The sequence below is a fragment of the Bradyrhizobium sp. S3.12.5 genome, assembly GCF_040548225.1.
Classification (GTDB): domain Bacteria; phylum Pseudomonadota; class Alphaproteobacteria; order Rhizobiales; family Xanthobacteraceae; genus Bradyrhizobium; species Bradyrhizobium cytisi.
This window is the reverse complement of sequence record NZ_JBEPRF010000029.1, coordinates 26,872-45,489: the sequence shown is the minus strand read 5'-3', so window position 1 is coordinate 45,489 and position 18,618 is coordinate 26,872. Positions and strand designations below refer to the sequence as shown.

At 65.0% G+C, this 18,618-nt stretch carries 21 protein-coding genes; 11 read left to right on the top strand and 10 right to left on the bottom strand.

Features of this window, described 5'->3' with window-relative positions:
- The first annotated feature begins 7 nt into the window (after positions 1-7).
- The 4 genes from ABIC09_RS32270 (at position 8) to ABIC09_RS32255 (ending at position 4,270) form a co-directional block, all read left to right on the top strand.
- Positions 8-1,222: an RluA family pseudouridine synthase gene (locus ABIC09_RS32270; protein WP_354083743.1), complete on the top strand. Its 1,215-nt coding sequence runs from the start codon at positions 8-10 to the stop codon at positions 1,220-1,222.
- Between the two features lie 312 nt (positions 1,223-1,534).
- Positions 1,535-2,329, top strand: coding sequence for an ATP12 family chaperone protein (locus ABIC09_RS32265; protein WP_354111810.1), 795 nt, complete (start codon positions 1,535-1,537; stop codon positions 2,327-2,329).
- Positions 2,330-2,384: 55 nt separating this feature from the next.
- Positions 2,385-4,010, top strand: coding sequence for a flagellar hook-length control protein FliK (gene fliK, locus ABIC09_RS32260; protein ID WP_354111809.1), 1,626 nt, complete (start codon positions 2,385-2,387; stop codon positions 4,008-4,010).
- Positions 4,007-4,270, top strand: coding sequence for an EscU/YscU/HrcU family type III secretion system export apparatus switch protein (locus ABIC09_RS32255; RefSeq protein ID WP_148750359.1), 264 nt, complete (start codon positions 4,007-4,009; stop codon positions 4,268-4,270). The genes fliK and ABIC09_RS32255 overlap by 4 nt, the downstream gene beginning before the upstream one ends.
- 244 nt (positions 4,271-4,514) lie before the next feature.
- Here ABIC09_RS32255 and ABIC09_RS32250 read toward each other — a convergent pair whose 3' ends face one another.
- The 4 genes from ABIC09_RS32250 to ABIC09_RS32235 all read right to left on the bottom strand — a co-directional run bounded on the left by ABIC09_RS32250 (position 4,515) and on the right by ABIC09_RS32235 (position 7,380).
- A complete protein-coding gene (locus tag ABIC09_RS32250; RefSeq protein WP_354083740.1) occupies positions 4,515-4,874 on the bottom strand; it encodes a hypothetical protein in 360 nt (119 codons plus the stop codon).
- A 279-nt stretch (positions 4,875-5,153) separates the two neighbouring features.
- Positions 5,154-6,146 (bottom strand): dienelactone hydrolase family protein, encoded by a 993-nt coding sequence (locus ABIC09_RS32245; protein ID WP_354111808.1) that lies wholly within the window; start codon positions 6,144-6,146, stop codon positions 5,154-5,156.
- Positions 6,147-6,215: 69 nt separating this feature from the next.
- Positions 6,216-6,812, bottom strand: coding sequence for a hypothetical protein (locus tag ABIC09_RS32240; RefSeq protein ID WP_354111827.1), 597 nt, complete (start codon positions 6,810-6,812; stop codon positions 6,216-6,218).
- A 163-nt stretch (positions 6,813-6,975) separates the two neighbouring features.
- The gene (locus ABIC09_RS32235) at positions 6,976-7,380 is read right to left on the bottom strand and encodes a DUF4260 domain-containing protein (RefSeq protein WP_354111807.1); all 405 of its coding nucleotides are present in this window, start codon (positions 7,378-7,380) and stop codon (positions 6,976-6,978) included.
- A 149-nt stretch (positions 7,381-7,529) separates the two neighbouring features.
- Between ABIC09_RS32235 and ABIC09_RS32230 the strand changes: the two genes are divergently transcribed.
- Positions 7,530-9,062, top strand: a complete 1,533-nt coding sequence (locus ABIC09_RS32230) for an acyl-CoA carboxylase subunit beta (RefSeq protein WP_354111806.1) — start codon at positions 7,530-7,532, stop codon at positions 9,060-9,062.
- A 103-nt stretch (positions 9,063-9,165) separates the two neighbouring features.
- Entirely contained in the window at positions 9,166-9,513 is a 348-nt protein-coding gene (locus tag ABIC09_RS32225; RefSeq protein WP_354111805.1) for a hypothetical protein, read from the top strand.
- An 80-nt stretch (positions 9,514-9,593) separates the two neighbouring features.
- On the opposite strand, the gene ABIC09_RS32220 is transcribed toward ABIC09_RS32225, so the two are convergent.
- Positions 9,594-10,241 (bottom strand): glutathione S-transferase family protein, encoded by a 648-nt coding sequence (locus tag ABIC09_RS32220; protein WP_354083736.1) that lies wholly within the window; start codon positions 10,239-10,241, stop codon positions 9,594-9,596.
- Positions 10,242-10,437: 196 nt separating this feature from the next.
- Positions 10,438-12,396 carry an alpha/beta hydrolase domain-containing protein gene (locus tag ABIC09_RS32215; protein WP_354111804.1) on the bottom strand — a complete coding sequence of 653 codons (1,959 nt, stop codon included), beginning with the start codon at positions 12,394-12,396 and terminating at the stop codon, positions 10,438-10,440.
- 341 nt (positions 12,397-12,737) lie between these two features.
- On the opposite strand from ABIC09_RS32215, the gene ABIC09_RS32210 reads away from it, so the two are divergent.
- On the top strand, positions 12,738-13,031 hold the full coding sequence (locus ABIC09_RS32210) for a twin-arginine translocation signal domain-containing protein (RefSeq protein ID WP_148750435.1): 294 nt from the start codon (positions 12,738-12,740) through the stop codon (positions 13,029-13,031).
- A gap of 135 nt (positions 13,032-13,166) precedes the next feature.
- Here the strand turns inward: ABIC09_RS32210 and ABIC09_RS32205 are convergent, their stop codons facing one another.
- The 3 genes from ABIC09_RS32205 to ABIC09_RS32195 all read right to left on the bottom strand — a co-directional run bounded on the left by ABIC09_RS32205 (position 13,167) and on the right by ABIC09_RS32195 (position 15,434).
- Positions 13,167-13,412 (bottom strand): GCG_CRPN prefix-to-repeats domain-containing protein, encoded by a 246-nt coding sequence (locus tag ABIC09_RS32205; RefSeq protein WP_128966804.1) that lies wholly within the window; start codon positions 13,410-13,412, stop codon positions 13,167-13,169.
- A 209-nt stretch (positions 13,413-13,621) separates the two neighbouring features.
- The gene (locus ABIC09_RS32200) at positions 13,622-14,629 is read right to left on the bottom strand and encodes an alpha/beta fold hydrolase (RefSeq protein WP_354111803.1); all 1,008 of its coding nucleotides are present in this window, start codon (positions 14,627-14,629) and stop codon (positions 13,622-13,624) included.
- Between the two features lie 106 nt (positions 14,630-14,735).
- Entirely contained in the window at positions 14,736-15,434 is a 699-nt protein-coding gene (locus ABIC09_RS32195; protein ID WP_354111802.1) for an ArsR/SmtB family transcription factor, read from the bottom strand.
- 167 nt (positions 15,435-15,601) lie between these two features.
- Between ABIC09_RS32195 and ABIC09_RS32190 the strand changes: the two genes are divergently transcribed.
- The 3 genes from ABIC09_RS32190 to ABIC09_RS32180 are packed head-to-tail and all read left to right on the top strand — an operon-like array spanning position 15,602 to position 17,146.
- Entirely contained in the window at positions 15,602-15,910 is a 309-nt protein-coding gene (locus ABIC09_RS32190; RefSeq protein WP_209959875.1) for an NIPSNAP family protein, read from the top strand.
- A gap of 24 nt (positions 15,911-15,934) precedes the next feature.
- The gene (locus ABIC09_RS32185) at positions 15,935-16,285 is read left to right on the top strand and encodes an antibiotic biosynthesis monooxygenase family protein (RefSeq protein ID WP_354111801.1); all 351 of its coding nucleotides are present in this window, start codon (positions 15,935-15,937) and stop codon (positions 16,283-16,285) included.
- 51 nt (positions 16,286-16,336) lie between these two features.
- The gene (locus ABIC09_RS32180) at positions 16,337-17,146 is read left to right on the top strand and encodes an isocitrate lyase/PEP mutase family protein (RefSeq protein WP_354111800.1); all 810 of its coding nucleotides are present in this window, start codon (positions 16,337-16,339) and stop codon (positions 17,144-17,146) included.
- Between the two features lie 163 nt (positions 17,147-17,309).
- On the opposite strand, the gene ABIC09_RS32175 is transcribed toward ABIC09_RS32180, so the two are convergent.
- Complete coding sequence (locus ABIC09_RS32175; protein WP_148750373.1) at positions 17,310-17,702, bottom strand: hypothetical protein; 393 nt, start codon at positions 17,700-17,702, stop codon at positions 17,310-17,312.
- Positions 17,703-17,867: 165 nt separating this feature from the next.
- Between ABIC09_RS32175 and ABIC09_RS32170 the strand changes: the two genes are divergently transcribed.
- Positions 17,868-18,512, top strand: a complete 645-nt coding sequence (locus ABIC09_RS32170) for a trimeric intracellular cation channel family protein (RefSeq protein ID WP_354111799.1) — start codon at positions 17,868-17,870, stop codon at positions 18,510-18,512.
- Positions 18,513-18,618: the final 106 nt, after the last annotated feature.

Sequence of the window (18,618 nt, the reverse complement as noted above, 5' to 3'; positions counted from 1 at the left end):
GGCAACCATGAGCCGCCGTATCAAGAGAACCAATCAAGAGCCCCGCTCGCGCGACGAGCGCAAGGAATCGCGTCCGTTCAAGGCGCGTAGCGCGAACAAGGCTGGGCCGCGTCCAGGCAGGAAGCTTGGCGCCAAGCCGCCGCGCTTTGCGGGCGAGCGCGCCGAGCGGCGTCCGCCCAAAACGGAGCTGGAGCAGGCCGCGCCGGTAAAGCCGGTCGAGGTGCTGCTGCCGACCAAGGTTCAGACCGTCAAGGTGACGGCCGATGAGAACAACATGCGCGTCGATCGCTTTCTCGAAGCGCGCTTTCCCGGCCTGTCGTTCTCCCACATCCAGCGCGTCGTCCGCAAAGGCGAGCTGCGCGTCGACGGCAAGCGCGTCGACAGCAAGGACCGGCTTGAGGAGGGACAGAGCGTCCGCATTCCGCCGCTGAAGCTCGATACGCCGAAGGCGGTGGGCGAGTTGTCGGAGGCTGCGCAAAAGACCCTTGCCGCGCTGAAGGAGATGACGATCTACGAGGATGACGACGTCCTCGTGCTGAACAAGCCCGCTGGCCTCGCCGTGCAGGGCGGCTCGGGCATGACGCGGCACATCGACCAGATGCTGGAGGTGATGCGCGATTCGAAGGGCCAGAAGCCGCGGCTCGTGCACCGTATCGATAGGGAAACGTCGGGCTGTCTTTTGATCGCCAAGACGCGTTTTGCCGCCTCGCATCTGACCGGCGCGTTCCGCTCGCGCTCGGCACGGAAAACCTATTGGGCGCTGGTGCCGGGCCTGCCGAAGCCGAAGCAGGGCCGCATCTCGACTTTCCTTGCGAAGGAGGAGAGCGAGGACGACACCATCATGCGCATCGCCCAGCATGGCGACGAGGGCGCGAGCCACGCGGTGACGTACTACGCGGTGGTCGAGACTGCCGGCAACAAGCTGACCTGGGTGTCGCTGAAGCCGGTGACGGGGCGCACCCACCAGCTCCGCGCCCACATGGAGCATATCGGCCATCCCATCGTCGGCGATCCCAAATATTTCAACATCGAGAACTGGCAGCTGCCGGGGGGCCTGCAAAACCGGCTGCACCTGCTTGCGCGCCGGATCGTCATCCCGCACCCGCGCGGCGGCGTCATCGATGCCACCGCGCCGCTGCCGCCGCACATGCAGCAGTCGTGGAATCTGCTTGGGCTGGACGCGAGCCGGTTCGATCCGATCGAGAACGCGCCGGAGGAGTAGGGAGCGCTGCTAGCCACAGTCATCGCCCGCGAAGAAGGCGGGCGATCCAGTATTCCAGAGGCCGGCCTTAGCGAGCTCGCTCTCATCACATCCGCCGCGGAGTACTGGATGCCCCGCCTGCGCGGGGCATGACAGCGGTGATTGTGGTTGCGACCGAAAGCCAGCATCTCAATTCCGAAACTGCTCCAAAAACGTCCGCCACAATGCCCGCAAGTTCCCTCATGCCCGCTCGCTTTATCGGCCGCCGATCTTACCTTAAAAGCCGATCTTACTTCAAAAGCCTGCATTCAGCGGCGGAGACCGAAAACTCACATGCGCGAATTGTTCGAAGAAGCAGCCGGCCAACCCCCGCCGGATCCGCGGGAATCGGCGCGTGCGTCCGCGCGGACGCCGCGGCGCAAGCGCTTCTACAAGGATGTGGGCATCGCCGAGGTCGAGGGCGGGTTCGCTATCACGCTCGACGGCAAGCCGATCCGGACGCCGTCTGCCCGCCAGGTGGTGATCCCCGCGCGGGGGCTGGCCGATGCCGTGGCCGCGGAATGGGCCGCGCAGGGCGAGGCGATCGATCCCGTGACCATGCCGCTGACGCGGATCGCCAACAGCGTGGTCGAGGGCGTGGTCGACCGCGTCGAGCTTGTCACTGATGATCTCGCAAAATATTTGGAGACCGATCTGCTGTTCTATCGCGCCGGCCACCCCGAGGGGCTGGTCGCCCGCGAGGCCGCGCATTGGGACCCCGTGCTGTTCTGGGCGGCGGAGGCGCTGGGGGCGCATTTCATCCTGTCCGAGGGGATCGTGCACGTGAGGCAGCCGGACGAGGCGCTCCGGGCCGCCCGCGCCGCGCTGCCGGGGGATGCCTGGTCGGTCGCCGCCCTCCACATCGTGACGACCCTGACCGGCTCGGCGTTGCTGGCGCTGGCGCTGGCCCATGGCGTGCGTGACGCCGGCCAGGTCTGGGCCGCCGCCCATGTCGACGAGGACTGGAACACCGACCAGTGGGGCGCGGACGAGGAGGCGGTCGCCCGCCGGGCTACCCGCCTCAGGGATTTCAACGCCGCCGCGGCGGTGCTGGCGGCCGTGAACCCGCCCGCGGCCAAAGGTCCTTAACGAGAGGTTTACGAGGGGACCTTAGGGTGGGAACAGCACTCCCTGGGCCCCTGAGATGCCGACGCCGATAAGCTCGATCGTTCCCGTCAGTGCCGCCAGCCCCTTGGCTGATGCGGCGACGCCCGATCTTGTGCTGCAGGCCGGCAGCGTCGTCGATGCCAGGGTCATCAGCGTGCTCGCCGACAATCTGGTGCGGATCGCGATCGCCAATCTGTCGATGGACGTGATGTCCGAGGTGTCGCTGACCCCAGGGCAAAATCTTCAGCTCGCGGTGTCGCAGAACGACGGCACGATTCGTCTCGCTGTGGTCAACGGAGCAGGCGAGGCAAGCGCCGATCAGGTCACGCTGACGCCGACGGCCGCCACGCTGGTCGACAGCCCGTCGCTTGCGCCATCCGCGACCGCGGCCCGCAATCCCCTGACGCCGACCGAGCAGGTCGCCGTCACCGCAGCATCGGCCGAGGCCGTGACCAAGCAGGGCAGCCAGGCACCGCTGTTCGCCAATCTCGCCTCCGTCGTGACCGGTAGCGATCTGCCTGATGGCCTGAAGCAGGCCATGCTGGACGTACTGGCGCAACAGACGCCGCTCAACACCGCGCTCGGTGGCGACGATATCGAATCCGCCTTCCAGAAGTCCGGCCTGTTTCTCGAGGCCTCGCTTGCCGCAGGCACGATGCCGCCGTCAGGCGCGGTGCCCGACCTGAAGGCAGCGCTGCTGGTGCTGCGCCAAACGCTGGCCGCAACATCAGGCACGCTCGAGACCAGCGCGCCACCGACACAGGCCGTTGCTGTTGCGACGAACGCCGTCACTACTCCGCAGGCCGAAAGCTCGCCGCCTCAAGCTGCAGGCGAGGCCGTGCAAGCGCCGCTGCCTGACGCAGAGATAGCCCAATCGCTGCAAATGCAGCGCAACGCCAATGTTGCGGCCGCCGTGCTTGCCGACATGATCGACACATCGCAGGCAGCGTTGCCGCGGACGATCTCCGCAGGCCTTGCCGCGAGCCTGCTGCAAGAGGTCACGCAAAACCTGCCGCGTCTGATCGGGAATGTGCCGGGCGCCATCAAGGCCGTACCTGACGGCCACGTCTTCGAAGCGGCCGCGCGTATGACCACGCCACCGCCGTTCCGCGGCGCGTTGCCGTCGCCGCAAGCGGTCGCCTCGCCATCGATCGCGCCGAATGCGCCGCTCGCCGCGACCGTGCGTCGCCTGCTTGACGACACCGATGCCGCGATCGCGCGGCAGACGCTGCTGCAGGTCGCCTCGCTGCCCGACCGGGCCGATGCCAGCGGCCATCGCATCGATCCGAGCGTGCCGCAATGGAATTTCGAGATTCCGTTTGCGACGGCGCAGGGCACCGCGATGGCGCAGTTCGAGATCTCGCGTGATGGCGGCAACGAGCAGGCCGATTCCGCCAAGCGCGCCTGGCGCGCACGCTTCACGCTCAATGTCGAGCCGAGCGGACCCGTGCACGCGCTGATCACGCTCAACGGTGACAAGACTTTCGTGCGGATGTGGGCCGAGCGGCCGGCGACGGCGCAGCAACTCCGCGCCGGGATCGGCGAGCTCAATCAGGCGCTGACCAAAGCCGAGCTCAAGCCCGGCGATATCGTCGTGCGCGACGGCACGCCGCCGCAAGCACCGCCGGCGCGTGCCGGGCATTTCCTGGATCGCGCCACATGAGCGAGGAGTCCAAGCTTGCAATCGCGCTGCACTACGAGAAGGGCAGCGGCGCGCCTGTTGTCGTCGCTAAGGGCAAGGGTACGATCGGCGCCAAGATCGTCGAGATCGCAAAAGCCCACGACATCCCGATCGAGGAGAACGAGATCCTGGCCGGCGCGCTCTCGAAGATCGAGCTCGGCGAGGAGATTCCGCCTGATCTTTATAAGGCCGTGGCTGAGGTTCTCGTATTCGTGCTGCGGCTGTCGGGGCGGGTGCGCTAGCGCATGAAGCTGGCGCGCATCTCTCCGCGCGTCATTGCGAGCGCAGCGAAGCAATCCAGAGTCCCTCCGCGGAAAGATTCTGGATTGCTTCGCTGCGCTCGCAATGACGGAGCATGTGGCCTCTATCCCAGCTTGAACAGAAGTGGGGTGCGCAAAGGCGCGTAGCGCTGTGCCCACCATGCCGCTGACGCAAGCGTGCCTTGCCGATATCGGCGCGATCTAGCTTAGCGGCGGCAGCGCTGGGCTAACGCCGTTCCAGCGCCAACGAAACGTTCGTGACGTTGGTGCCCTGCGGACGGATCGATACGGTTTGCCGTCCGCCGCGCGTTGTCAGGGACAGATTGGCGGAGAAGTTATCGCCCCGTGCGGCCGCGTCGACATGATCGCCGCTCGCGCGGCCCGAGATCGTGCCGGATGCGTTGCGGGTGGCTTCGCGCCACGACCCGGAAACGGCGCCGCCCTGATACTCGACGTCACCGGCGAGATCGAAATTGTAGCTCTCGCTCGCGCATCTCAGATTGAGGCCAAGCTGGGCGCTGCCGTTGGCGACATTGTAGGTTGCGCGGCAGCGCAGCCGCTCCTGCCCGCCGTCCGTCGTGCTCAATACTCCACTGCCAGACCATGAGCCGGCCATGGCGGCGAAGGGGGATGCGGCGCTGGCCGTACCAAAGGGGAGGCACAACGTCACCACAACTAACCCTGCTCGTGCGATAGTTGACCCAGACATCGCAGGATCTCCTGTCTCGATTGATGATCGTTTCAACGCGCGGAACCCGAAGCGGTTTCTCGGAGTTCCACGGAAGTCCGGCTGGATGGCGAGACGATTTGACCGCGCGGTCGATGCCCGGCTTCCCCCTGCGTACGTCGGAAGACCGGCGTCCGGCTACCCCAGCTTGAACAGCGCCTGGAGGAAATCGACCACCGCCTTGCGGGCCTCGGCAGCGGTCGCGGGGTTGCCGCCGACATGCGGGTTGAGCTCGAGGCAAGTGTCCTTGTAGGTGAAGGGCGCATTCGTATCGCCGTTCATCAGCACGCCGCTGTCGCCTTCCCTGATGTGGCAGTTGCGCACGGTCTGCGCGTTGGCCGACACCGTAACCGCGTTGACGCCGAGCAGGCCGCTGTCAAAGCCGTGCGCGCTGTCGGGGTATTCCGTGAGCACGACATCGCGCCCGGCCGCCTTGAGCCGGTCGACGAAGGCCTTGCAGCTCTTCACGGGATTATAATCGTCCGGTGTGCCGTGGAAGATGCGGATCGGGCGCGCCGCGACCTCGGTGTCGGTCTGATAGGTCGTCGAGCAATCCGGATAGAACGGAATGTAGGCCGCGAACTGCACGCCGGACTTGTTCCAGAGCTTGTTGAAGCGGTCGAGGCTCGCATACAGAGCCGCCTGTCCTCCGCGTGAAAAACCCATCAGCACGATGCGGTCAGGATCGACGCGGGGATGCTTCGCCAAAATCTCCAGCGAGTGGTAGATGTCGATGATCAGATTGAGCCGGCCGAGCAAGGCCTGGTTCGGCCCCGTCACCGTCAACCCGCGGCCGGTGAAACCATCGATCACGAAGGTCGAGATGCCCATGGCATTGAATTCGTGCACCCAGGCTTCGGTGGTGGCGCCGACGCCGCTCGAGCCGTGCATCAGCACCACGACCGGCATCTTGCCTGACCCTTGCGCGACGCGAAATTCGCCCGCAACCGTGACCGGCTTGCCGGCCGCGGCATCGCCGCTGAGGAATTGCTGGTCGGAGAGGGTGAGGGACGGGATCGGGAATATCTCGGTTCGGGCCGGAGCTTCCTTGGGAAGCGATTGAGCGCTGGCGAGCACGGTGGAAGCGCAGAGCGCAATGATCGCTGCAGCGACGCGGAATGCTGTCGGCATCGGATCCTCCCCTATGATCTGGGAAGTAGATCAACGGGAGCGCGCGCTGTCAATTTGCGCGCGGGCGCCTCACGTCTTGTCGGCCGTATTCTCCGCGGTCAGCGCCTGGTCGATGGCGAAGCCGCCGATCTCGCTCATCGCCTGTGAGATCACGTCGCCCTTCCGCGCAAAACCGCTGGAGAGATAGTCGAACTGGGTGCGCGCCAGCCGCAGCACCTCGATCGGCACGGAAACAACGGTCTCGTTGAAGCTGTCGACGGAGGCGCGCAGCGTGTCGAGCTCGGTCGAGAGCTTGCCAATATGGCTTTCCGCATTTTGCATCAGGCCGATCAGCTTGCCGCGCTCGGCGTCGAACGTGGCCCGCTCGGCGGCTGCGACCGAGGTCACCTCGGCAAGCTGCGCCCGCAGTGCGGCGATCTGGCTGACCATGGCGTCGGAGGCGAGCTCGGCGGCCTCGCGCAGCTCGGCATGGCGCGTGTTCTCTTCCTGTTGCTGGTGATAGAGCCGCTCAGCCGTCATCGCCCGCTGCGCCAGCGACTCGATCAGGCTTGCCGCGCGCAGCAGCATCTCGCCGTTCCGCCCCGACACCATGCTGGCCATCCGCCGCAGGAAACCGGTGGTCTCGGACGCGCTGTTCGGAAGCAGGGGAACGACCGTGGCGGACATGAGGTGATGCTTGCAGCCGGACGTGATGACCGCCGCCGTACCGACTGAGCTCACGCAACATTCGGCGCCTGATCGAAAGGGGAGCAAGCCTGAATCGGCAGGCCCGGTCAACCGGCCAGCGGCGACAAAATGGCCGCCATCCCGCCGCTAAAGCGCGCAAGCCTCAGGCGTCTTTCTGCCGGCCGATCCGCCCGAGATGAGTGAAGCCGAAGCCGGCCGAATATTTCAGGCCATAGCCCAGCGCCCGGTCGATGCCGATATGGGCGAGCCAGATCAAGGCGATGGACAAGGTGAGGGGCGAGGCGAAGCCGAAGCCCAGCGTCATCAGCGTCACCGGCGCCATGTAGCTGTGGGCGGCGTTGTAGACCAGCGCGCCAAATCTGGCGTCGGACAGATAGGCCAGGAAGCTCAGATCTGGCACGAAAAACAGCAGGGCAAAGACCAGCCAGGCGCCGCCCCAGACCGCGTAAAGCATCACCATCCCTACGAACAGGGTCAGCCCCTCCACGCGGAGCAGGATGTTGACGCCGCCTGTCGCAGCCCCGGTCTCGGCAGCTTGCTCGTCCATGGTCGCCTCCCAGGCAAAACTTTGTAATTCCTTGCGCTTTCACGCTGCGGCAAGGCAGCCCTGCGGCGCCGAAAGCCGCTTTCCGGCTTACAAAATGCCGTGTTAGAACCCCCGGCAATCGCATTTAGGCTAAGAACTGGCGGGAGCAAATGAAGAATATCCTGGACGCCCTTGAAGACCGTCGTGCCGGCGCAAAGCTCGGCGGCGGCGAGAAGCGCATCGAGGCGCAGCATGCCCGCGGCAAGCTGACCGCGCGCGAGCGCATCGAGCTGCTGCTCGACAAGGGATCGTTCGAGGAGTTCGACATGTTCGTCGAGCACCGCTCCACCGAGTTCAGCATGGAGAAGAACAAGATCCCCGGCGACGGCGTCGTCACCGGCTGGGGCACCGTCAACGGCCGCAAGACTTTTGTGTTCGCGAAAGACTTTACCGTATTCGGCGGCTCGCTGTCCGAGACCCATGCGCTGAAGATCACGAAACTCCAGGACATGGCGATGAAGGCGCGGGCGCCCATCATCGGTCTCTATGACGCGGGTGGCGCGCGCATCCAGGAAGGCGTCGCCGCGCTTGCCGGCTATTCCTACGTGTTCCGCCGCAACGTGCTCGCCTCGGGCGTGATCCCGCAGATCTCCGTCATCATGGGGCCCTGCGCCGGCGGCGACGTCTATTCGCCGGCGATGACCGACTTCATCTTCATGGTGAAGAACACCAGCTACATGTTCGTCACCGGCCCCGACGTGGTGAAGACCGTGACCAACGAGGTCGTTACCGCCGAAGAGCTCGGCGGCGCCTCGGTGCACGCCACGCGCTCCTCGATCGCGGACGGCGCGTTCGAGAACGATGTCGAGACGCTGCTGCAGATGCGCCGCTTGATCGACTTCCTGCCGTCGAACAACACCGACGGCGTGCCGGAATGGCCGAGCTTTGACGACATCGGCCGCCTCGACATGTCCCTGGACACGCTGATCCCCGACAATCCGAATAAGCCCTACGACATGAAGGAATTGATCCTGAAGGTCGTGGACGAGGGCGACTTCTTCGAGATCGCGGAGAGTTTTGCCAAGAACATCGTCACCGGCTTCGGCCGCATCGCCGGCCGCACCGTCGGCTTCGTCGCCAACCAGCCGATGGTGCTGGCCGGCGTGCTCGACAGCGATGCCTCAAGGAAGGCCGCGCGCTTCGTGCGCTTTTGTGATGCCTTCAACATCCCGATCGTCACCTTCGTCGACGTGCCGGGCTTCCTGCCGGGTACGAGCCAAGAATATGGCGGCCTGATCAAGCACGGCGCGAAACTGCTGTTCGCCTACTCGCAGTGCACGGTGCCGCTGGTCACTATCATCACCCGCAAGGCCTATGGGGGCGCCTTCGACGTCATGGCCTCCAAAGAAATCGGCGCCGACATGAACTACGCCTGGCCGACCGCCCAGATCGCGGTGATGGGCGCCAAGGGCGCGGTCGAGATCATCTTCCGCTCAGACATCGGCGACCCCGACAAGATCGCCGCGCGCACCAAGGAATACGAAGACCGCTTCCTGTCACCCTTCATCGCCGCCGAGCGCGGCTACATCGACGACGTCATCATGCCGCACTCCACCCGCAAGCGGATCGCGCGGGCGTTGGCAATGCTCAGGGATAAGAAGGTGGAAACGCCGGCGAAGAAGCACGACAATTTGCCGTTGTGAGGGGAGCGTAGGGCGAGTTAGCGAAGTGTAACCCGCCAACTTATCTGAATGAGGCGGATTACGGCTGCGCCTAATCCGCCCTACCATTGGCATGCTCGATCCAATGACCGAAGACGATCCGACCGACGAAATCTCCGACGTCGAAGCGCGGATCGAGGCACTCGCCGAGGTCGCGGAGCGCTGCCGGAAATACATCCTGGCGTCCAGGATCGCCATCGCCAGCGGTGCGGCTCTGCTGTTGATCACGATCCTAGGGCTGTTTGGATTTGGTCAGACCGCGGCGCTCGGATCGATCGCATTGATCCTGGGCGGCATCGTCTCGCTCGGCTCGAACGTCAGCACGTTGCGGCAGACGGATGACGCTATCCACGCCGCGGAAGCGCTTCGTGCGCAATTGATCGGCAGGATCGACCTTCGCGTGGTCGAAGACGCGCCGCTCAAGCTGATGTGAGGCGCCGCTGCGCGCCAGCCGCGATCGTTTCACCTCGGATGGCCAATCGCCGGTTCGTGATGAAATGGGCTAACCGGGCACTATATTTCGTCTGCCGCAGCGAAATGCGCCATCTGATCCGCATGGGCCTTCGCGAAAGCGGGGCGGCCCGTTGCTCGCGCCACGTACGCGCGGCAGGCGGGGCTGTCCGCGAGCCCGTCGAAGCGATCGACGAGGCGCAGCACGTCCGACATCAGGATGTCGGCGACGGAGAAGGACCCCGCCAGCCACTCGCGGCCCGCAAGCACCGGCTCGAGGTGCTTGAGCCGGTGGGCCCTCAGGAAGTCGTCGAAGAACTTCACGGCAGGCGAACCATCGTCGTTGCCGGTGAACTTGAAAAGCGACCAGGGCAGGCTTGCCATCTCCACGGAGTTGAGCGCTGCAAACAGCCATTCCGTCGCCTCGTTGCGACCGCGAGGATCGGTGGGCATCAGCTTGGCGCTGCGCTCGCCGAGATGCAGCAGGATCGCGCCGCTCTCGAAGATCGAGATGTCGCCATCGGTCAGCCACGGCACCTGGCCGAACGGCTGGTGCGCGAAGTGCTCGGCGTTTCTGGCGCGGAACGGCACGCTCGCGACGCGATAGGGCAGATCGGCCTCTTCAAGGGCCCAGCGCACGCGGAGATCGCGCACGAAACCGCGCGGGGCTTCGGGAACCCAGTCGAAGGTGGTCAGGGTGAGGTCGGGCATGCCGTGTCTCCGTGGTGTTTTGGCATAGGACGGATGGAGCGGGCGCGTTCCGACAGCGTGAGACCGTTTTTCTCCGCAGGCAAAGACCGGTAGGGTGGGCAAAGGCGCAACTGCGCCGTGCCCACCATCTGTTGGCCGGTGTCAGAAGAGGTGGGTACGCTCCGCTTTGCCCGCTCTACGGGGCACTGGGTTTTGCTTACTGCCCGAGCTTCGCCAGCTTGCCTTGCTTCGCCGCCTCGACCGCGCGCTCCGCGTCCTCGGGCAGCAGGATCCGCTCCGCCACCTGCCTTGCCGCCTCACGCTTTACCGCCGCCACATACGCGCCGTCATCGGCATAGCGCTCCGCGATCGACAGTCTGGGATCGTGCACTTCCTTGCGCGCCGCTTCGGTCGGTGCGAACGGCACCACCGCGCCTTGCAATGGATAGAGTGCGGTCGGGCCGAATCCTGTCGCGCGCGGATTCCAGGCGGTGTAGGTCGCGCGCGGTACGGCGAGCGCGAGCTGGCGAATGCCCGCGATCGCCATGCCGTCATCGTCTGCCTTGGGCACGAACACGGGATAGCGGCCGATCTCCTTCGGCGGCAGCACGCTCTGGTCGGAGAAGGCGGCCAGCGTATGGATGCCGGCATAGGGCAGGCCGGGGATGTCCGTCGGCACCGCGCCTTGCGCCGGCACCAGCGTGCCGTGGGCGCGCATGGGGACGCGGCTTGCGGGCGGTCTTGTGCCGTCACTGATCCATGCGTTGAGGTCGGTGAGCAGCGCGCGCATCGGCCCGCCCGCATGCATCGGGTTTTGCGGCAGCGACATCGCAGGCAGGCCTCTGCGCATGATATCGGTGGGTTCGGCGAAATGCGGTGTGCCTGATATCATGTAGGCGCGGACATTGTCGGGGAGGTCGAGGTGATTGCCGGCGAGATCGGTGACCAGCAGCGAGGCGTGCGAGGCCCACCATTCGTGCTCGCTGTCGGTCTGCATCACCTTCGGGCACGTCGCCGAGAGCGAGCAGCGGCGCAGCAGGCCGTCGGTCTTGCCGGAATAAGGATCGCTCAGTGTTGCGTAGGTGAAGGGGAAGAGGTCGGCCTGCCACGCCGGGTCTTGCATGTGGCGCGGGTTGCGGCCGGGCAGGCCGAAGCGGACATTGGTCGCCATCCGCCGCGTGCCGGCGACATGCGGCATCAGTCCGTCGAACACCGTGCGCCCCGAGAGGTCCTCGTTGAAGCCGAGATAAAGGAAGTCGCGCAGGAAGCGGCCGGATTGCGAGACGCCAAAACCGATGGCGCGGCTGACCGACGGATGCAGGCCGTCGAGCAGCGGATTGGCCTGCGTCTCGTCGTGGCGAAGGAAGCTGACGACGTCGCGCACGGCGGCATAGCCCATGCCGAGCGGCACCGGATCGTGCGCGGTGTAGGTGATCTCGTAGAGCGCGCCGGCGTCAAAGCCGTCGGGCCGGGAGATCTCCAGCGTCGAGGGATCAATAAGCTTGGCGGAGAGGCCGGGCGGCGTCTGCCGCGGATCGGCCCAGGCGGCGCGCACGGTGACCTTGAGGTTGGCTGCATCCGCAGCGGGCCAGGTCAGCGTCGCGCGCACCGGGCTGGTCGTGTTGTCGAACACGACTTCTTCGCGCGCGGGGCCGGTGACGCCCTTGAGCGCCGGGGCGGCCATCGCGAGTTGTCCCGGCTTGGAGAGGATGTCGCCCTGCCAGCCGACCCAGACCATCGTGTAACCTTGCCGGTGCAGGAAGCCGATGCCGGCATCCTCGGCCTTGTCCGCATTATTGGCGCCGGGCTGGGCGGAATCGTCGAACAATTGCGGCGCGAGCTTTCTGCCGCGATTGGGCACGTCCAGCAGCAGCGTGCCGTTGCCATGGGTGGGATCGGTCGGACGCAGGATCACGACGTCGGCGGTGGCTTCGACCTTGCCGTCGGCGTTGCGCGGAGCGAGTGCGAGATCGGTGATGACGGCATTGCGGTCGTCGGCCGGGTTCAGCGCGAAGGTCGCGCGCGCGGTGATGCGCTCATAGGTGCCGACGCTGCCAAAGCTGCGCCCCGAGAAGGCGGGCACGCGTTCCGTGATGTCGAAGCGGACGATCTCGGCGCGCGCAGCGAGGGGGAAGACGCTGGCGATCGCGATGATGCCCGTGATGATCCTGCGCATGGCCGGTCCTTCCCCGATGTCGCGCGCTCCTCATGTTCCGTCGCGCGGGCTTTTTGTTGCCGGCACTATAACCAGCTATGCTCTGGCCAAACAACAGGAGGAAATCCGATGCCCGCCGCCGACTTCGTCGTCCGCGCCATTGTCGCCGATGCCAGCAAGCGCGCCGCCTTCGTCACATTGAAGCGTTCGCGCGAGACGCTGGTGCTGGCGCAGGAATTTGCGAAGTAGGACGCGCTCCCGTCGCCTTTGCAATGAACCTGAACGCGCGATTCAGCAGCAGTTCATGTCGCGAGCCCGACACTTCCTTTGCATCACTTGATCGACCAAGCGGAGGACATGTCATGGAGCGCCGGAGTTTTTTGAAGCTAGCTTTGAGTGTCGCGGCCGGTGCCGCCACGTTCACGGCCGCCGCACAGGCGGCGCCATTGGCGCCCCAAATGCTCGGTGATCCCCGCATGCCGCAAGGCAATCCGGACGCTCATCCTGCCGTCACCAGCAGCGAGGAAGCAGCCCAACTCAAGCCGGAGCAGGTGCGCTGGGGCCACGGCCACTGGCATCATCGGCACTGGGGCTGGCGCCATCGTCATTGGGGCTGGCGCCGTCGCTGGCACCGCCGCCACTGGCGTCGCTGGTAACGCCGCGCCTGGACTGAAAAAGGGGATCGCGATTGCGATCCCTTTTTTGCTATGGGCGAATTGCTATGGGCCAAGCCTCTCAACAAAAAAGGCCGCGCAGCTTTCGCCGCGCGGCCATTTCGCAAGTGCGAGAGATCAGAATGGGCGGCAGCGACCGGCGTACCAGCGGAAGCCATAGGGGCACACGCGCGGACGCACGACGACGACCGGCGGAGCGACTACGACCGGGCCCGGGGCTACGACGACCGGGCCGCGCATCGGACGGCAGCCGCCATAGGGACCGCGGTACCAGCCTGGGCCGCAACCACCGGCGGCACTGGCCGCCTCGCTGAAGCCGACGACCGCGCTGGCGAGCATCACGGCGGCAAACAGATATTTCATTTGATCTTCCTTCTCGTCCTTCGGGGCAAGTTTATGGGGGTAGATTGTAGGGTTTGCGCGCTTGTGGCGCACAATGAATCAAAAGATACGATTCGACATGTTAATTTTTGCGACATGTCGGCACGGCGCGATCCAAACCTGCCAATCATGACCTGAATGCGGCATGAATATTCGCTGCGTACGGCCTTGCGCGACATGAATGGCGCTAGCTAGCGGCCGAGAAAGCCCAGCACCAACTCCCGGTACTTCTCCGGCGCCTCCAGGAAGACGAGGTGGCCCGTGTCCGGAATGACTTCAGCCCGCGCATTCGGCATCTTCGCCGCGAACGCTTTTGCCAGCTCGGCGTTCTGCCCCATCTTCGGCCGCAGCGCCTCCGGTGCGTTGGGCCGGCCCGGTGCGTTGTGGTCATCGGCGCCCATGATGAACAGCGTCGGCTCGGTAATCAGCGGAATCTCGTGCGCGACCGGCTCGCGATAGATCATCTGACCCGAAGAGACGAAGGCGCGCAGCCAGCGCGGATAATCCGGGCTGCCCTTGATATTGAAGCGGGCATCGATGAACGGCGTGATCGCATCGCCCGGCAGCTTGATCGCGTAATTGGTCTGGAGCTGTTTTCGATAGCCGTCGGCGGTAAGCTTGTCCTCGGTCTCGATCATCTTCTCGGTCGGCGTCGGCGGCACGTAGAGGCGGTAGTCTTCCAGGCCGATCGGCGCGGTCAGCACCAGATGGGCGACGCGGTCGGGATAAGCGCGCGCGATGCGCACGCCGAGCATGCCGCCGAGCGAATGCGCGATGATGTCGGCCTTGTTGATCTCCAAGTGATCGAGCAGCGCAATGGTGTTGCGCGCCAGCGTGTCGAAATGCAGTTCTCCCACCGGCTTGGAGGATTTTCCGAAGCCGATCTGGTCCGGCACCACGACGCGATAACCGGCCTCGTTGAGCATCTTGATGACAGGGGCCCAATAGCTCGACGGAAAATTGCGCCCGTGCAGCAACACCACGGTGCGGCCGTTCGGCTGCGCCGGCGCCACGTCCATATAGGCCATGCTGAGCTGCTCGCCGTCATTGACGACCGGAAGCAGGTGCACGGGATAGGGATAGGCAAAGCCTTCGAGCGCGATGCCGTAGGGCTCGCGTTGAGGCGTGTCGGCCGCGCGGGCGGCGAGTGGGAAAACGAGCAGGGTGGCGGCGAGGGCGGCCGGGAGGATGCGGATCATGGAGGTCTCTGACGGTCACGGAATGACCATTCGCATAAGCGCGTGCATGGCCGGGTCAAGCCCGGCCATCATGAGAGTGGAAGCTCACACGCAATTGTGTGCGTGATCACTCCTTCTCGCCGCCGAACAGCGCCGCAAACTGCTTCTCGCCCGTGCGGGTGAAATTCACCACGCGGCTGCCGGGCGTGGCGTCGCGCGCGGCCCATTTCAGCTCGGCGAAACGCTGCATCATCGCGGCACCTAGTGTGCCGGCGAGATGGTGACGCCGCTCGCTCCAGTCGAGGCAGGCTTTGCACACCGGGCGGCGCGGATGGCTGAGCATATCGGTCGAGATCTGCAAATTCTTGGCGAGGAAGCGCTCGCCCTCGGCGGTCAGCTCGATCTCCTGCTTCTTCTGCTTGACCAGGTTTCGCGTGCGCAGGCTATCTAGCATCTGCACGCCGAGATCGCCGGCCAAATGGTCGTAGCAGATCCGCGCGCGCCGCAGCGCCGGATCCTTCGGCCCGGTGCGCACCCGCATGTGCCCGGTGCGCGCCGCAAGGCCGGCAAGGCCTTCGAGCACGCCGGCGACGTCGTCGTCGGTGAGGCGGTAGTAGCGGTGGCGGCCCTGCTTCTCCGGCTCGACCAGCCTGCCGGCCTCGAGCTTGGCCAGATGCGAGCTCGCGGTCTGCGGCGTGATGCCGGCCTCCTGGGCGAGTTCGCTTGCGGTGAGCGCGCGTCCGTTCATCAGCGCCGTGAGCATGTTGGCGCGGGCGGGATCGCCGACCAGCGCGGCGACCATGGCGATGTCGGGTCCTGATTTCATGCTTCGATGGTAGCCGAAGCATTGCGGTCGGGCAAGGGCGTAGCTTTTCACCAACTCGTCATTGCGAGGCGCGCAGCGACGAAGCAATCCAGACTGTCCCTGCAGAGGGATTCCTGGATTGCTTCGCTGCGCTCGCAATGACGGAGGAAACATCAGGAGAGCCCCACATGTCCGTCACCGTCTTCATCCGCTACCAGCTCGATCCGTTCAAGCGCGCGCAGTTCGAGGAGTACTCGAAACGCTGGCTCACCATCATCCCGAAATGCGGCGGCGACCTGATCGGCTACTTCATGCCGCATGAGGGCACCAACAATATCGCGTTCGCGCTGATCAGCTTCGAGAGTCTAGCAGCTTATGAGGCCTATCGTGCGCGGCTGCGGCAGGATGCCGATGGCATGGCGAACTTCCATTTTGCCGAGGACAACAAATTCATCCTCGCGGAAGAGCGCACCTTCCTGCGCAAGGTGGTAGTGTAGGCCATCAACGATAAGGAGCCGCCCATGATCGCCGTGATCTTCGAAGTCTGGCCCAAGCCGGAACATCGCCAGGACTACTTCGACCTCGCGGCCGATCTGAAGCCGATCCTGCAAACCATCGACGGCTTCATCTCGGTCGAGCGCTTCGAAAGCCTGACCGAGAACGGCAAGGTCCTGTCGCTGTCGTTCTGGCGGGATGAGGTCGCGGTGCAAGCCTGGCGCAACACGATGGAGCACCGCCGTACGCAGGCCAAGGGCAGGGCGCAGATTTTTGCCGACTATCATCTGCGCATTGCCAGCGTCATCCGCGACTACGGCATGAATGATCGCGCGCAGGCGCCAAAGGACAGCCGCGCCGTGCATGATGCGCACTAGCGCTCGTGGGCGCGTGTGCCTATCTCTGCGCGGCCAACCAGGGAGAGAAACATGCATGTGACAACTGCTGACAAGCGCGCGAATTTCAGGAAGATGCACGAGAGCGGCTGCTTCATCCTGCCCAATCCGGTCGATGTCGGCGGCGCCAAGGCGTTGCAGCATCTCGGTTTCAAGGCAATCGCGTCGTCGAGCGCAGGCTTTGCCTGGACCATCGGCAAGGCCGACAACCGCGTCACCGTCGAGGACGTCTGTCAACATCTGGCGGCATTGAGTTCCTCCGTCGACATTCCCGTGAATGCGGATTTCGAGGGTGGCTTCGCGGTCGAGCCGGACAAGGTCGCGGACAATGTCGCGCGCGGCGTGCGCACCGGTGTCGCGGGCCTGTCGATCGAGGATTCCACCGGCGACAAGGACAAGCCGATCTATGATCGCGCACTTGCGATCGAGCGTATCAAGGCTTCGCGCAAGGCAATCGGCGACAGCGGCACGCTGCTGGTCGGCCGTTGCGAAGCGTTCTTATGGGGCGTGACCGATCTCAAGCTCGTCATCGATCGGCTCACGGCCTATGCAGATGCCGGCGCCGACTGTCTTTACGCGCCGGGTCTGAAGACGCGCGAGGACATCGCCGCCGTGGTGAAGGCTGTCGCACCAAAACCTTTCAACCTGCTGATCGGCGGCTCCGGCCTGTCATTGCAGGAAGCCGAGGATCTCGGCGTCCGGCGCGTCAGCGTCGGCGGCTCGCTCGCCCGCGCCGCCTGGGGCGGGTTCATGCGCGCCGCAAAGGAGATGGCGGAGAAGGGGACGTTTGCCGAGCTCGCAACCGGTTATCCCGGCGGCGAGCTGAACAAGATGTTCAGCTAGATAGAAACAAACAGCGGCGGGATGTTGTGTCCCGCCGCTCTTGCGTCCGCTCGACGTCATGCCCGCGAAGGCAGGGCATCCAGTAAGCCGAGGCCTATCGATCAATCGCTGCCGTCTCGGAGTACTGGATCGCCCGGTCAAGCCGGGCGATGACAGTGGTGCATTACTTGGCGCCGTCCGACGGTGCCTGAGTATCCGGGGCCGGCTTGCTTGGCGCCGCACCGGTGGTCACGCCCGGCGCGGTGTTGTTGCGCGGGGTCGCGTCACGCATGCCAGGAGGCGCAGCCGGGTTGGTCGGCGGCGCCTGCTGTGCGGTCTGGTTTGCCGGCGCGTTACTCGCCTGGTTACTGGTGCTGGTATTATTCAGCCCGTAGAACACGGCGCCCAGTATCAAGGCGACGGCCACGGCAAACAGGGCAACCTTGCCGCTGGAGGCGGGGCCCTCGCCAAGCTCGGGATCGGCCTGCAGGTCGGCGTCCCGGCGTGCCGCGCGAAGATACTCATCGTCGGCGAAGTTCGGGCGATACGGATCGTTGGGAAAACGGTCGTCAGCCATCGATTGGGTCTCCTCGATTATTGCGGCGAGACAACCCGGAGATGCGAGATTCTGTTCCGCGTCCCTTTATGCTTTCGTCGTATGTTGCCTCGCATCGGGAATCGGGAACCTGTTCATCCGGGAACCCCGACATAGGTTCCACTGCGGGACTGAGGGAACAAAGCGATGTGGAGCCTGCCGCCGAGCGATAGCGTGCTGCATTTCCTCTCCTTGGTCGCGGTCGCCGCGCAGGCCATGACGGCTGCACTCTCGGCTGGCCGCCGCAGCATGGATTGGTTAGGTGTCTGCTTCCTCGGCTGCATCACCGCGCTCGGTGGCGGCACGCTGCGCGATCTCTTTCTCGGGCATTATCCGCTGGCCTGGGTGCAAAACCCGATCTATCTCGCGCTGGCCGGCAGCGCCGCCTTCGTCACCATCCTGTTCGCCCGGCTTGTGCACCGGTTCAAGCTCGCCTTCATCGTGCTCGATGCCATCGGCCTCGTCGTCTTCACCATGACCGGCTGCGACATCGCCTGGCAGATCGATGCTTCGCTGCCGATCGTCATCGTCTCCGGCATGGTGACGGGCTGCGCCGGCGGGGTGTTGCGCGACGTGCTCTGCAATGACGTGCCGCTGCTGTTCCGCTCGGAGCTCTACGCCAGCGTCTCGGTGGTGACGGGGCTGTTCTATGCCACCGCTTTCGGCCTCAATCTCAACGCCGAGCTCTGGACCATTTTGACCTTCGTGCTGGGCATCAGCTTTCGCCTGCTCGCGGTGCGCTACAAATGGGATATGCCGAAATTCGCGTTCACGGGCGATGAGGAGAAGTAGCGGCTCTATTCACCGCTCCATCCGCGTCATTGCGAGCGCAGCGAAGCAATCCAGACCGCCGCCGCGCAAAGATTCTGGATTGCTTCGCTGCGCTCGCAATGACGGA